We start from the raw sequence: 13740 nt of genomic DNA, 5'->3' as shown, positions 1-13740 counted from the left end.
GTCCGGCTCAGTGCGGGATAAGGAGGGCGATCAACGCTCCTGGGACGGCTTCCCCTTGCCCGCGATCTTGCCGACCCGCTCGCCCACGCCCCACGCGGTGACCCGCCACAGCGCCTCCACGAGGATGTCGCGGCTCATCTTGGAGTCGCCCAGTTCCCGTTCGACGAAGGTGATGGGCACCTCTACGACGTGGAAGCCCGCCTTGACGGCGCGACGGGCGAGGTCGACCTGGAAGCAGTAGCCCTGGGAGGCGACCTCGCCGAGCCCCAGGCCCTCCAGGGTCTCGCGGCGGAAGGCGCGGTAGCCGCCGGTGATGTCGCGCAGGGGCAGGTCGAGGGCGAGCCGCGAGTAGAGGCTGCCGCCGCGGGAGATGAACTCCCGGCTCCTGGGCCAGTTCACCACCCTCCCGCCGGGCACCCACCGGGAGCCGAGCACCAGGTCGGCCCCCTTGAGCGCGGTCAGCAGGCGGGGCAGTTCCTCGGGCTGGTGGGAGCCGTCGGCGTCCATCTCCACGAGCACGCCGTAGCCGTGTTCCAGGCCCCAGCTGAAGCCCGCGAGGTAGGCGGCGCCCAGACCCTCCTTGCCCTTGCGGTGCAGCACCCGGACGTGGTCGTCCTGCGCGGCCAGTTCGTCGGCGAGCTTGCCCGTGCCGTCGGGGCTGTTGTCGTCCGCCACCAGCACGTGCGCGTCGGGGACGGCCGTGCGTACCCGGCCGACGATCGCCTTGATGTTCTCCGCCTCGTTATAGGTCGGGATGATCACCAAGGCCGTACCGAGCGGGCCGAACTGCCTCGCCCCGGACCGTGCGGCTGGGGTCCCGTCGCCGTCGTTCACTGCTGCCCCTTCATGTCGTGCGCAGGCGTCCACCATAGTGGCCGCCGCCTGCGGTGACGTGACGCCTCGTTCGTATGGCGGTGTCGATTCCGCAAGAGCGGGGTAAGACGGCGCGCCCGGCGCCGCCGCCCCGCTGCGGATGGGGGCCCGGCGCCCTTCGGGCCGACCTGGGACCCGCTGGCTGCGGGTCGACCGAGAGCCGTTGTCTACTGAGCGTCCGGGCCCCACCCGGGTCGCACCTCCCCGACCGGCCGGAACGTTCCCTCGTCGGCGCGGGCGCTGAGCCTGGTTCCCAGCGACGGTGCCCCGGTGCGGCACACCGTCCCTGACCCAGCGGCGCTGCGACGCCTGCGCGGAACCTCCCCGGTCGGGCGTCCGGTGGTGGACTCGGCCGAACCTACCGGCCCTCGGCCGCAGCCTGTCAACAGCCGTCTGACCTGCACCGATACCGGCCTGCTCGGGGGCGGTACGGAGGATGCGCAGGTCGCGCGACGCGGCGGCGGGCGGCGGCGCCGGCACCGCCGCCCCCGGAGATCACTCGCCCGGGCGTACGAACACCGTCCGGCCACCCACCACGGTGCGCAGACAGACCGGAAGGTCATGGCCTGGGGTCAGGTCGGGCAGCCCCGGGGTGCCCGAGCGGGGGTCGGTCGACCAGCGCGCGACGCGGTCGTCGGGGGCCTGGACGACGAGCGCGTCGGTGCGCCACACCGCATAGTCGGCGGGCGCCCCGGGCACCAGGACGCCCGCGTCGTCCCGGCCGACGGCCCGCCAGCCGCCACGCGTGTGCGCGGTGAACGCGGCGCGCACGGAGATCCGGTGCTCGGGCGTGCGGTGGAAGGCCGCCGCGCGGACCGTGCCCCAGGGGTCGAGGGGCGTGACGGGGCTGTCGGAGCCGAGGGCGAGCGGGACGCCCGCGCGCAGCAGGGCCGCGAAAGGGTTGAGCCCACGGGCCCGCCGCGGGCCGAGCCGCCGCGCGTACATGCCGTCCTCGCCGCCCCACAGGGCGTCGAAGGCGGGCTGGACAGAGGCGGTCAGGCCCAGTTCGGCGAAGGCGGCGATGGTCTCGGGGGTGAGCAGTTCGGCGTGTTCCACCCGGTGCCGGGCGGCGCGGACCCGGGTGAGGCCGACCTTGTCGGCGGCGGCTCGCACGCCCTCGACCACGGCCGTCACGGCGGCGTCCCCGATGGCGTGGAAGCCCGCCTGGAGCCCCGCCTCGGTGCAGGCGATCACATGCGCGGTGACCGCGGCGGCGTCGAGGTAGGCGGTGCCGGTGTGACCGGCGTCGGCGTAGGGCTGGTGCAGACAGGCGGTGTGGGAGCCGAGGGCGCCGTCCACGAACAGGTCGCCTGCGGCGCCGAGCGCGCCGAGTTCCCGGGCCTTCGCGATGCCTTCGTCACCCTGTTCGGCCCAGTAGCCGACGACGCGCGGGCCGGGCTCGCGCGCGGCGAGCCGCAGCAGGCCGGTGAAGTCGTCCTCGGAGGAGATCCGCGGGCCGCCGCACTCGTGGAGGGTGCCGATGCCGAGGGAGGCGGCCCGCGCGAGGGCGGCCCGCTGGGCCTCGGCACGCTGGGCGGGGGTCACGGCCGCGAGCGCGGCGGCCCGCACGGCGTGGTGGTCGTCGCCGGTCAGCGGCGCGTCCTCGCGGGTGACCGTGTCCGGCAGGAGGTCCAGCAGGGCGGTGGTCACAACGGCCGAGTGGACGTCGATGCGGGACAGGTACAGCGGGCGCCCGCCGGTGGCCGCGTCCAGTTCCGTACGGGTCGGCGGCCGGCCGCCGGGCCAGCGGGCGGCGTCCCAGCCGTGCCCGAGCAGCACCCGGTCGCCGGGGCGGGCGGCGGCGAAGTCCCGTACGAGGTCCAGCGCGGCCTCGCGGGTGCCGGCGGCGGACAGGTCGAGGCCGGTGAGGGCGAGGCCGGTGGCGGTGGTGTGCACATGGGCGTCGGTGAAGGCCGGGGTGACCAGAGCGCCGTCCAGGTCGACCACCTCGTCGACACCGTCCGCGAAGGCGTCGGCGGCGCCCTCGGAACCGACCCAGGCGACCTGGCCGCGCTCCACCACCATGGCGGTCGCGAAGGGGTCGGCGGGGCTGTGCACTTCTCCGCGGCGCAGGAGAACGGTCTTCGGGTCGGCGGGGCGCTCGTTCATGCCCCACAGTCTCTCGCGCACCACCGGCTCGACGGCACCCGGGGCGGCGCCGGAAAGTCACGGCGACCTTGGCGCGCGCCGGCCTCAAGGACCAGGCCGGATCAGATCCTTGACGGCCACGCCGCCCAGGGCGGCACCGGGGCGCGTTGACGCAGATACGGCAGGCACAGCGCGCGCCGGGCCTGGAGAGCGGGGCGGCTCGGATCCTCGGCCGCCGGGCCTCGCAAGGCGCCGTCGGCGACCTTGGCGCCGGACCTTGGCGCGCGGCGGGTCCGGGGAGCGGTGTGGTTCAGATCCTCGGCGGCCGGGCCTCGTAGGGCGTCGACAGCACCACCGTCGTACGGGTGGACACGCCCGCCAGCGTGCGCAGCCGGGCCAGCAGTTCCTCCAGTTCGTGCGGTGTGGCCACGCGCACCTTGAGGATGTAGTTCTCGTCTCCGGCGACGCTGTGGCACGCCTCGATCTCGGGGACGCCGGCGAGGCGGTCCGCGATGTCGTCGGGCGCGCTCGGGTCGAACGGTTTCACGGAGATGAACGCGGTCATGGGCAGCCCGACGGCCTCGGGGTCGACGACCGCCGCGTAGCCGCGGATGACACCGCGCTGTTCCAGCCGGCGCACCCGCTGGTGCACGGCCGACGTGGACAGGCCCGTGGCCTTGCCCAGGTCGGTGTAGCTCATCCGCCCGTCCTTGACGAGCAGCTGCACGATCTGACGGTCCAGCTCCTCCATGGCGCCAAAACCTACAGTGCGCTTGATCTGCTGGGATACCCGGGCAACCCAGGTCATAGCCGGTTTGTGATGTACCCGGGAGCCGAACGGGGGTCAGCGGAGGGACAAAAGCGCCGCACCGGGCACCTGCGCACGGCATGTGACGAACGCCACACCCGCCGGACGGGCTCCGTGATGTTCTCGTGATTACCGCCGAGAGCGGACGGGAAGTGCTTGCTGTGGTCGAGGCCGCAGCGCCTTCACGGCCCAGCCCGAGGGGGAGAATCCCATGCAGAGTCTTAAGCGCCCTGGTCGTACCGCGTCCAAGCGGCAGCAGCCGGCGGTCGAGCCGCAGCCGGAGGGCGTCGAATCCGATGCCTATGACAGCGACGAACTCGACGCCTACGACACCTTCGAGATGTACCGGGTGATCTGCCCGGACTGCGCGCAGCCCATCGCCCTGCTGGCGGACGAGGACGTGCTGCCGGAGCACGCGCTGTGCGCCTCGCCGTGGAACCCGTTCGGTCTCACGGTGTGCGCGGGCACCGGCCGTTCGGCCGCCGAGGCCCGCTCCGCGGACGAGTCGTTCACGCCCCAGGAGCAGGACACCGCGCTTCTGCTCACGCTGCCCCAGGGTCTGAACTGGCGCACGCAGCCCTTCTCGCACGTCGGCGGCCCGGGCTCGCGCCCGATGCGCGTGCCGACGATGCGCGGCCAGGCCGCCTGAGCCGCCGCACCCCGTCCGGTCCACCGCCCCGCACCATGGCGCCCAGGCTGTCGTGGTGCAGGATTGATGCGCCCGCCCTGAGCAGGCCCGGCGAAGTCCCTTGCGGCTCGACAGCGCCCCGGAAGGGGCGCGGGGATCTGCGCGACCAGCCACGATGCCGCCGCGGACAACCGACGACGCAGCGCGGCACATCCGGCAGAGCGTTTGTGGGTGACGTCGCCGGGCACCTCGGTGCGGGCCGGTTTCGGGGTGAGGGCGGACGCGGGTGAACTCACGGTCGAATGCGGCGGGCGGTGACCCGGGTGGCCGCGGCGGCGTTGCCCAGGCATGTCCCGCACGCAATCGACAACCGGCCGGCCGCGTCGGCTCTTCGTCCACCGGACCGCGGAACCGGTTCTGCCGCCCCCGCCCCAGGACCCGCCCATCTACCGCGATCTGCTGCGCGCCTGGGCCGACCGGGGCCGCACCCTGCCGGGCCGCGACGACCCGGAGTGGGTGCGGCTGGCGGCCCTGCCGGGTGGCCCGGGCCTGATCAGTGAGTCTCGGGCCCCGCGAGGTGGCGGGCGATGACCATCCGCTGGATCTGGTTGGTGCCCTCGACGATCTGCAGGACCTTGGCCTCGCGCATGTAGCGCTCCACCGGGAAGTCGGCGGTGTAGCCGTACCCGCCGAGGACCTGGACGGCGTCGGTGGTCACCCGCATCGCGGTGTCGGTGCAGTGCAGCTTGGCCATGGCCGCCTGCTTGGCGAACGGGCGTCCCGCGTCGCGCAGCCGGGCGGCGGTCAGATACAGCGCCCGGCCCGCCTCGATCTGGGTGGCCATGTCGGCGAGCAGGAAGCGCAGGCCCTGGAAGTCGGAGATCGGCCGCCCGAACTGCCTGCGGCCGGTGGCGTAGCCGACGGCCTCGTCGAGCGCCGCCTGGGCCAGGCCGATCGCGCAGGCCGCGATGCCGAGTCGCCCCGAGTCGAGCGCGGACAGCGCGATGCCGAAGCCCTGTCCCTCCTCGCCGATGCGCCGTTCGTCGGGCACCCGCACGCCGTCGAAGTGGACCTGCGCGGTGGGCGAGCCCTTCAGGCCCATCTTCTTCTCCGGCGCCGCCGCGCTGACGCCCTCGGCGTCGCCGGGCACCAGGAAGGCGGTGATCCCGCGTGGGCCGTCCTCGCCGGTGCGGGCCATCACGGTGTAGAAGTCCGCGATGCCGCCGTGCGTGATCCAGGCCTTCGTGCCGGTGATCACCCAGTCGCCGTCCGCGCCGCGCACCGCCTTGGTGCGCAGTGAGGCGGCGTCCGAGCCGGAGGACGGCTCGGACAGGCAGTAGGCGCCGAGCAGCCCGCCGCCGAGCATGACGGGCAGGTGCTCGGCCCGCTGCTCCTTGGTGCCGTGGGCGGCGAGCGCGTAGGAGGCCAGGGTGTGCACGCTGACGCCGAGGCCGACGGTGAGCCGGGCCGCGGCCAGTTCCTCCAGGACCTGGAGGTAGACCTCGTACGGCTGGTCACCGCCGCCGTGTTCCGAGTCGTAGGGCAGGCCGAGCAGGCCGGACTCGGAGAGCAGGGTGAAGACCTCACGCGGGAAGCGGCCGGCGTCCTCTTCCTCGGCCGCCCGCGGGGCGATCTCGCGGTGCGCTATCTCCCGGACGAGCGAGATCAGGTCCCTTGCCTCGTCCGTGGGCAGCTGACGCTCCACCGGCTGAGGGGCGCGGTCGGACATGTCGACGGTCTCCTCCCTGTGTCGGGCGCATCGGCGGACGTGCGCCTTGGTGGGGCGGCGCCGCCTGGTCTTCTCCGGTTCCGGCCGAGGTGCGCGCTTCCGGGTCGCGGAAGCGGCTGACCAGCGGCTGTGCGCTGTGAGTATGCCCGATCGGCACCCCCACGTCACCAGTTAACGACCGCTCACTTCAAGAAGCATCTCGGCGGCTCCCGCTCCCCGAAATTGGTCCGAACCATTGACCCGACTGGTCTAGTCCTCCTAACCTCTCGCAGCAACGCTTGACCGCGTTCATGCCAATCGGCACGCGTTCCCCTCTCCCCCACGAGGAGACACACCGATGCACATGTCCCACCGTTCCCGCCGCCCCCTGCGGGCGCTGCTGTCCGCCGCGTGTTGCGCCGTCCTCGGCGCCGGGCTACTGGCCGGAGCGAGCACCGCCACGGCCGCCTCCCCCACCGCGCCCAGGGCGGCCGCGGCCGGCTCCAAGGTCGTCGGCTACTTCACCGAATGGGGCACCTACGACCGCAAGTACTACGTCAAGAACATCGAGACCTCCGGCTCGGCCGCCAAGCTGACCCACATCAACTACGCCTTCGGCAACGTCACCGGCGGCAAGTGCGCGATGGGCGACTCCTACGCCGCGACCGACCGCACGTACACCGCCGCCGAGTCCGTGGACGGCGTCGCGGACACCTGGGACCAGCCGCTGCGCGGCAACTTCAACCAGCTGCTCAAGCTGAAGAAGAAGCACCCGGACCTGAAGATCCTGTGGTCCTTCGGCGGCTGGACCTGGTCCGGCGGCTTCGGCGAGGCCGCGAAGAACCCCGCCGCGTTCGCCCAGTCCTGCTACGACCTGGTGAAGAACTCCAAGTGGGCGGGCGTCTTCGACGGCATCGACATCGACTGGGAGTATCCGAACGCCTGCGGCAACACCTGTGACAGCAGCGGCCGGGACGCCTTCCGGAACCTCATGGCGGCACTGCGGGCGAAGTTCGGCTCCGGCAGCCTGGTGACCGCGGCGATCACCGCCGACGCCACGAGCGGCGGCAAGATCGACGCGGCGGACTACGCGGGCGCCGCGCAGTACGTCGACTGGTACAACCCGATGACGTACGACTTCTTCGGCGCCTGGGACGCGGCCGGTCCGACGGCCCCGCACTCGCCGCTGACCTCCTACTCCGGCATCCCGAAGGCCGACTTCCACACCTCGGCGACCATCACCAAGCTGACCGGCCTCGGCATTCCGGCCGGCAAGCTGCTGCTCGGCATCGGCTTCTACGGCCGCGGCTGGACCGGCGTCACCCAGGCCGCCCCGGGCGGCACGGCCACCGGCCCGGCGGCGGGGACCTACGAGCAGGGCATCGACGACTACAAGGTGCTCAAGACCAAGTGCCCGGCGACCGGCACGGTGGGCGGCACCGCGTACGCCAAGTGCGGCAACGACTGGTGGAGCTACGACACCCCGTCGACCATCGCCTCGAAGATGACGTACAAGAACCAGCAGGGCCTCGGCGGCACCTTCCTCTGGGAGCTGAGCGGCGACACCTCGAACGGCGAACTGATCAAGGCCATCGATTGAGTCCGGCGCGGCCGGGCGGGCGGGGCGGGGCCGAAGGGCTCGCGTCCCGCCTCAGCCGTCGCGGCGGGCCGGCGCCGGCGCCGGATAGGACGGGTCCAACTCCTCGATGGCGCGCAAGGCACCGCCGAGCGTCTTCACCAGCAACTGGCACACGATGTCGCGGGGCAGTTCGGGGCGGGCGATCCAGTCGAGGGTGGCGCCCTCGACGCTGCACACCCAGGCGAGCAGCCCCGTCCGGGCCAGCGGCGCGATGTCCCCGCGGCCGTACGCGCCCTGCGCGATGGTCGTGACGATCGCCTCGCGCACGCCGTCCCGGATGGCGTGCACCTCGGTGTCGAAGCCGACGCCGCCGCTGACGATGGTGCGGTAGGCCGCCTGGTGGTGCTCGGCGTAGCGCAGATAGCTGTCGATGGTGCGGTGCACGCGGTCCGCGGCCGGCAGCTCCAGGCCGCCCGCGGCGTAGCTGACCAGGTGGGCGACGGAGTCCTCGATGATCGCCAGGTAGTAGCCGCGCTTCGACCGGAAGTAGTAGTAGATCAGTCCCTTGGCGACATGTGCCTGCCGGGCGATGTCGTCCATGGAGAGCGCGTCGTAGGAGGTGTCTGCGAACAACTTCCGCCCGATGGCGATGAGTTCGGCACGACGCGCCACCGAGCGCTCGGTGCCGCGCGCCCGCGGCCGGGCGACGGCGGGCTGTTGGTCGATAGGCAATTCGGACCCTGGTCTCAACGGGCTGCGGGACATCCGCAGTATGTCAGAACGTCATAGCAGTCCCAGCTGGGTCACGAGCATCGCCACGACCGCGACCAGGGTCCAGCCCAGGACGTGTTCGACGATCTTCGGGCCGTCGTCGCGGGGGCCGCCCGTGCGGGTGCGGGCGGCGGCTGAGTGTGCGGTCATGGCGTCTCACTGGGGTCGGCTGTGCTGGGTGGACTCCCCCCACCGTGCCGTCCACCATGCCACCGCCCGCGGGCCGTGCGGCGGAGAGGTTGGTCACAGGCGCACGGCCCCCGCGGCCCGGGGGCCGTGCCGCCCGCGTCAGCGCACGCCCACCGCAGCGAGCGCCCTGCGCTGGCGCGGCGTCGGACGGACCGGGAAGAAGAGGTAGCACACGCCGCCGGTGCCGGAGACCACCGAACCACCGGCGTTGTACCGCTTGGTCCTGAGCCAGATGTTCTCCCACTCCCGCCTGGGGTAGACGCGGCGCACCGCCTCGTTGCTCGGCGAGGCCGGGTCGTTGGCGATGACATCGCCCTCGGCGGTGAAGCCGATCACGGTCATCAGATGCCCGGAGGTGCCGTACCCGGCCCCGGTCAGCTCGGTCTTGAGGAACGACTGGGACGTTATGGCCGGGATGCCGGCCGCGATCAGCCGCTCCAGGTCGGTGAGCGAGCCGAGCCGGGTGACCACGCCCTGCAGCCCCCGGAACGTGGCCGCGTAGGCGGCGTTGAAGGGCCAGTTGCCGCAGCCCCGGTACTGGTAGTCGTAGGTGTGGCGGGCGGCGTGGTCCACCTGTGGGTCGGCGTAGCTCGGGTCGACCCAGGACAGCTGCTCGGGGGTGAGCCGGCCGCCCCAGTACTCGATGATCATCTGCGAGGAGGTGGGGCTGCACCAGGCCTCGCCGCCGTTGTCGTACTCCGGGTACTGGCCCGCGTGCACCTCCTGCGAGTACCGCGGGACGATCAGCTCCTCGGCGACGTGGTGCGGGGCGGCCGGGACGGTGAAGCGGTCGGGGATGTCGGAGCCCATCGCGCCGAGCCGCCAGACGGTGGGGGTCAGTTGCGAGCCGGGCCTGCGCAGCAGGGTGAGCCGCAGCCGGTAGGACGCCAGCCGCAGGCCGGAGGCGGCGGCGTCGACGGCGAAGGTGTCCGTCCAGATGCTGCTCCGGCCGTCGGACTGGCCGTCCACGGAGGTCCGTTTGATGTCCTGGTCGCCGGCCGCCCAGCGGCCCATCACATACCAGGGCGTGTCCGTGCCGTCGGAGTACGTCCCGCGCAGCTCGATCTGGATCCAGGTGCCGTCCGGGGTGCGCGCGTTCCAGGAGGCGATGGCCTCGGTGGCCGGGACGCGAAGGTGATGGACCGGGGAGGTCCAGGTGGCGTACTCCCAGGCGGCGGTGGTGCCGGTGTGCGGGTCCGTGTAGTCGGTGGTGCCCGCGGGGGCGCCGATGACCACGCCGGGGCGGACCCCCGCGACGGCCACGACGCCCTCGGCGAGGCCGGAACGCCAGTCGCGGTACGTGGTCCAGGCACGGTTGTCGACGGGCCGGCCGGGGCCCGGCTCGTCGGCGTCGGGAGCGGTCGCGGCGCCCGCCGACGCCGCGTCGGTGACGACCGCGCCGGAGGTCACCGCGGCGGCGACCGCGGCGGCCAGGACGGTTCTGCGGGACGGCTGTTCGGCTCTGCTCATGGGCAAAAGCACCCCCAGGGTCCGAGTCGGGACGGGTCCGGTCCACGGCGGTCCTGCCCCGGGCGGTGCCGCCCGTCGGCTCGATCGCCGTGCGGTTGTGCGCCAACTATGGATCAGGCGGCATGCCCCTGCCAGCTCTTCGGGCCATGCCACGCCCATGATTATTGGTCTCGTCCACTGGCACGGCCGCCGGGAGGGGCCCGCAGGGTGCGCCACTAGGATGACCGCGGAAGACCTCCCCTCTCCCTCGCCCCCTCTCCCGCCCCCGGAGGAACCGTCATTCACGACCTCGCCGCCCGGTTGCGCGGCCTCGCGCCGTCCTGCGGTCCGGTCCGGCTGATCGGCGTCGACGGCCACGCCGGTTCGGGAAAGTCCACGTTCGCGGGGACGTTGGCCGCCGCGCTGGGCGGGGCACCGGTGCTGCACCTGGACGACATCGCCAGCCACGACGAGCTGTTCGACTGGACCGGGCGGCTGCTGACCCAGGTGATCGAGCCGCTGGCCCGGGGCGAGAGCGCGGCGTACGCGCCCTACGACTGGCGGGCCCGCTCCTTCGGCCCGCCCCGCGCGCTGCCGGCCGCGCCCGTCGTCCTCGTCGAGGGCGTCGGGGCCGGACGCCGCGCGCTGCGGCCGTATCTGGCCCGCCTGCTGTGGATGGAGTTGGCCCGCGAGGACTCCTGGAACCGCGGCCGCCGGCGGGACGGGAGCGAGCAGCGGGAGTTCTGGGCCCGCTGGGTCGAGGCGGAGCGCCGGCACTTCGCCGACGACCCCACGCGCCCCCATGCCGACCTGCTGGTGCTCCAGTTGCAGAAGGGGTATGAGGTGCTGCCGGGACCCGCCGCGACCCACGGATCCGGACCCAATGTCACGCACGGTGATGGACCATCCGCTATGTGCTGAATCTGTGAAGGCCCTTGCGTGAGAACTTCTTCGAGTGCTTCAACTCCGCTTGACCCGGGGGCCGTACAGGACTTACGTTCTCAATGTGCGGCCACTCGGAGCCGCCCGCAGACGCGAAGCCCCCGGTTGTTCCCCCGTGACCGGGGGCTTCGTTCTGCCCGTATCCCGCCACGCGGACGCCCAACGCGGCGATCCGATCACCCTGGGTCACTGTCGCCGTGTGCGCCCCATCTGCTCCCACCTCGTCAAACGGGCCGTGCGGCACCCTTCGGCGCGCACCCGACGCGCGGGTACGATGCCCCTGGTGCGACCTACGAACGGCTGCTTCGCGCACCTGCAACTCCGGTCCGCGGCACAGCGGTTCGACCAGAGGCGGCCGCCGGGCAGCCGCCCGGCGGTGAACCAACGGGGGCACGGTCTGTGGGGGACGTGATGGACTTCGGCACGCAGGGCCCGAAGGCCCCGGCCGACCTCGCCTGGCTGCGAGGCGTGGACGCCTACACCGTGGGCGCCTATCCGCAGGCGGAGGAGGAGTTCCGCACCGCGGTGCGGATGGATCCCGGGATGGCGGACGCCTGGCTCGGGCTGCACGCGCTGCGCGTCGACACGACGACCGCGCTGCTGCGGATGTTCCGGCACCGCGACCGGTTCGGGGAACAGCGGGCCCGGCACCGCCGCAGCCTCAACTCCTGGTACTGGCTGGGCTGGTGGGTGCAGCCGGTGCTGGAGAGCCCGCGCGACCTGCTGCTCGCGCACTCCTCGCACTGGCTCGACGGCCGCCATGTGCCGGAGCTGGACCGGGCGCTGGCCGGGCTGCCGCCCGTGGACACCGACCCACAGGTCCGCTTTCTGCACGCGTGCCGCGCGTATCTGGTCAAGGACTGGGAGCAGCTCGTCCGGCACACCGACCCACTGCTCGACGACGCCCTGCTCGGCATCGAGGCGGGCCTGTTCGGCGGCATGGCCCGGGTACGCCTGGAGATGTACGGCCAGGCGGAACCGCTGCTGTCGGCGGCCCTGATGCGCTGCCGCAGCGAGCAGCCGCAGCGCAAGGAGCTGCGCTACTGGCTGGCCCGTGCCCACGAGGGCACCGGCCGCAGCGCCGCCGCCCTCCCCCTGTACCGGGCCGTGCACCGGGTCGACCCCGCCTTCATGGACACCTCGGCCCGGCTCGCCGCGATCGCCGAGGGCGACGGATACGACGGCTACGACGACGCCGCCGCGGACCTCGCGGCGATCATGCTCACCGGGGCCGGACAGGACAGCGTGGACGGCCCGGACGTGCTCGACCCCCTCTTCGGCGGCGAGGGCCGCGACCTGCGGCTGCCCGAACCCGACCTGCCGCCGGCCGGCCCGCCGCCGTCGGTGACCGATCCGGCGGTGCGCGAGAAGACCGGCGTGCCGTCGCCGCCGCTGCCCACGGGGCCCACCGATCCCGCCCTGCTGGAGGAGGCACTTGCCGAACTGGAGCGCATGGTCGGGCTGGAACCGGTGAAACGCCAGGTCAAGGCGTTGTCCGCGCAGTTGAACATGGCGCGGCTGCGGGCAGGCCAAGGGTTGCCGGTCCAGCCGCCGAAACGCCACTTCGTCTTCTCCGGCCCCTCGGGCACCGGCAAGACCACCGTCGCCCGGATCCTCGGCCGGGTCTTCTACGCGCTCGGACTGCTCGGCGGCGACCACCTCGTGGAGGCGCAGCGGGCCGACCTGGTCGGCGAGTACCTGGGCCAGACGGCCGTGAAGGCCAACGAGCTGATCGACTCCGCGATCGGCGGCGTGCTGTTCGTGGACGAGGCGTACTCGCTGTCCAACTCCGGCTACGGCAAGGGCGACGCCTACGGCGACGAGGCCCTGCAGGTGCTGCTCAAACGGGCCGAGGACAACCGGGACCACCTGGTGGTGATCCTGGCCGGCTACCCCGAGGGCATGGACCGGCTGCTGGCCGCCAACCCCGGGCTGTCCTCCCGCTTCACCACCCGCGTCGACTTCCCCTCGTACCGGCCGCTCGAACTCACCGCGATCGGCGAGGTGCTGGCCGCGGAGAACGGGGACGCGTGGGACGAGGAGGCGCTGGAGGAACTGCGTTCCATCGCCGGGCACGTGGTCGACCAGGGGTGGATCGACGAGCTGGGCAACGGACGGTTCCTGCGCACCCTGTACGAGAAGAGCTGCGCCTACCGGGATCTGCGGCTGTCGGGGTACCCCGGCGCGCTGTCCCGGGACGACCTCGCGACGCTGCGGCTGCCCGATCTGATGCAGGCGTACGGGGAGGTGCTGTCGGGGCGCGGACCGCAGGATCCGTCGGCCCTGTGACCCACGCGACGACTTCCGTGCCGCGCAGCGCCTGGACGCCGTGGGGTCCGGTCGGCCGCGGACCGGCCCGGGAGACCGGTGGACGGGATCGAGCGGCCGCTGCGGGACCACCGGGACGCGGCTGACGACACCCGCGTCGCTCAGGCCGCCTCCAGGATCCGCGCGATGGCCGGCGGCCCCATCCGGCAGCAGCCGCCGCTCCGCCGGGCGCGGAAGCCGGCGCGGGCGTGGGCCGCGGCATCCCAGGACTCGCCGTTCCCGGGGTAGGCGACGAGCGGCCTGCCGGTGACCCGCGCGGGCCCGACTCAGCCGGCCGGCGCCTCCTTCGGTTCACCGCGATGGCCGGCGCGGGACCATCCGGCGGCAGCCGCCGATCAGCCGGGCGACCGCCGCCGGGCGCGGAAGCCGGCGCTGCC

General features: G+C 73.1%; 11 protein-coding genes. 4 read left to right on the top strand and 7 right to left on the bottom strand.

Annotation, left to right across the window (positions count from 1 at the left end; translation table 11 throughout):
• Positions 1–30 precede the first annotated feature (30 nt).
• The 3 genes from ACIRFL_RS09155 to ACIRFL_RS09145 all read right to left on the bottom strand — a co-directional run bounded on the left by ACIRFL_RS09155 (position 31) and on the right by ACIRFL_RS09145 (position 3712).
• On the bottom strand, positions 31–834 hold the full coding sequence (locus ACIRFL_RS09155; RefSeq protein WP_404025662.1) for a polyprenol monophosphomannose synthase: 804 nt from the start codon (positions 832–834) through the stop codon (positions 31–33).
• A gap of 534 nt (positions 835–1368) precedes the next feature.
• Positions 1369–2982: an amidohydrolase gene (locus ACIRFL_RS09150; RefSeq protein ID WP_404025659.1), complete on the bottom strand. Its 1614-nt coding sequence runs from the start codon at positions 2980–2982 to the stop codon at positions 1369–1371.
• A 289-nt stretch (positions 2983–3271) separates the two neighbouring features.
• Entirely contained in the window at positions 3272–3712 is a 441-nt protein-coding gene (locus ACIRFL_RS09145) for an Lrp/AsnC family transcriptional regulator (RefSeq protein ID WP_121888443.1), read from the bottom strand.
• Positions 3713–3980: 268 nt separating this feature from the next.
• Between ACIRFL_RS09145 and ACIRFL_RS09140 the strand changes: the two genes are divergently transcribed.
• Positions 3981–4418 (top strand): hypothetical protein, encoded by a 438-nt coding sequence (locus ACIRFL_RS09140; RefSeq protein ID WP_404025657.1) that lies wholly within the window; start codon positions 3981–3983, stop codon positions 4416–4418.
• A gap of 532 nt (positions 4419–4950) precedes the next feature.
• Here ACIRFL_RS09140 and ACIRFL_RS09135 read toward each other — a convergent pair.
• Positions 4951–6126: an acyl-CoA dehydrogenase family protein gene (locus ACIRFL_RS09135; protein WP_404025655.1), complete on the bottom strand. Its 1176-nt coding sequence runs from the start codon at positions 6124–6126 to the stop codon at positions 4951–4953.
• Positions 6127–6463: 337 nt separating this feature from the next.
• Between ACIRFL_RS09135 and ACIRFL_RS09130 the strand changes: the two genes are divergently transcribed.
• Positions 6464–7705: a glycoside hydrolase family 18 protein gene (locus ACIRFL_RS09130; RefSeq protein WP_404025653.1), complete on the top strand. Its 1242-nt coding sequence runs from the start codon at positions 6464–6466 to the stop codon at positions 7703–7705.
• A 51-nt stretch (positions 7706–7756) separates the two neighbouring features.
• Here the strand turns inward: ACIRFL_RS09130 and ACIRFL_RS09125 are convergent, their stop codons facing one another.
• The 3 genes from ACIRFL_RS09125 to ACIRFL_RS09115 all read right to left on the bottom strand — a co-directional run bounded on the left by ACIRFL_RS09125 (position 7757) and on the right by ACIRFL_RS09115 (position 10114).
• Entirely contained in the window at positions 7757–8449 is a 693-nt protein-coding gene (locus ACIRFL_RS09125; RefSeq protein ID WP_404025650.1) for a TetR/AcrR family transcriptional regulator, read from the bottom strand.
• A gap of 18 nt (positions 8450–8467) precedes the next feature.
• Entirely contained in the window at positions 8468–8605 is a 138-nt protein-coding gene (locus ACIRFL_RS09120; RefSeq protein ID WP_404025648.1) for an SCO1431 family membrane protein, read from the bottom strand.
• A gap of 138 nt (positions 8606–8743) precedes the next feature.
• Positions 8744–10114, bottom strand: coding sequence for a peptidase C39 family protein (locus ACIRFL_RS09115; protein WP_404025646.1), 1371 nt, complete (start codon positions 10112–10114; stop codon positions 8744–8746).
• Positions 10115–10393: 279 nt separating this feature from the next.
• On the opposite strand from ACIRFL_RS09115, the gene ACIRFL_RS09110 reads away from it, so the two are divergent.
• Positions 10394–11014 carry a uridine kinase gene (locus tag ACIRFL_RS09110; RefSeq protein ID WP_404025751.1) on the top strand — a complete coding sequence of 207 codons (621 nt, stop codon included), beginning with the start codon at positions 10394–10396 and terminating at the stop codon, positions 11012–11014.
• 432 nt (positions 11015–11446) lie between these two features.
• Positions 11447–13324: an AAA family ATPase gene (locus ACIRFL_RS09105; protein WP_404025643.1), complete on the top strand. Its 1878-nt coding sequence runs from the start codon at positions 11447–11449 to the stop codon at positions 13322–13324.
• Positions 13325–13740: the final 416 nt, after the last annotated feature.

It is taken from the genome of Streptomyces sp. NPDC102462 (assembly GCF_044765425.1).
Classification (GTDB): domain Bacteria; phylum Actinomycetota; class Actinomycetes; order Streptomycetales; family Streptomycetaceae; genus Streptomyces.
This window is presented reverse-complemented; position numbering and strand designations above follow the sequence as displayed.

Coding starts and splice junctions, on each gene's coding strand:
- ACIRFL_RS09150 (WP_404025659.1), bottom strand. CDS start 2,982: ATGAACGAGCGCCCCGCCGACCCGAAGACCGTTCTCCTGCGCCGCGGA.
- ACIRFL_RS09145 (WP_121888443.1), bottom strand. CDS start 3,712: ATGGAGGAGCTGGACCGTCAGATCGTGCAGCTGCTCGTCAAGGACGGG.
- ACIRFL_RS09140 (WP_404025657.1), top strand. CDS start 3,981: ATGCAGAGTCTTAAGCGCCCTGGTCGTACCGCGTCCAAGCGGCAGCAG.
- ACIRFL_RS09135 (WP_404025655.1), bottom strand. CDS start 6,126: ATGTCCGACCGCGCCCCTCAGCCGGTGGAGCGTCAGCTGCCCACGGAC.
- ACIRFL_RS09130 (WP_404025653.1), top strand. CDS start 6,464: ATGCACATGTCCCACCGTTCCCGCCGCCCCCTGCGGGCGCTGCTGTCC.
- ACIRFL_RS09125 (WP_404025650.1), bottom strand. CDS start 8,449: ATGTCCCGCAGCCCGTTGAGACCAGGGTCCGAATTGCCTATCGACCAA.
- ACIRFL_RS09120 (WP_404025648.1), bottom strand. CDS start 8,605: ATGACCGCACACTCAGCCGCCGCCCGCACCCGCACGGGCGGCCCCCGC.
- ACIRFL_RS09115 (WP_404025646.1), bottom strand. CDS start 10,114: ATGAGCAGAGCCGAACAGCCGTCCCGCAGAACCGTCCTGGCCGCCGCG.
- ACIRFL_RS09105 (WP_404025643.1), top strand. CDS start 11,447: ATGGACTTCGGCACGCAGGGCCCGAAGGCCCCGGCCGACCTCGCCTGG.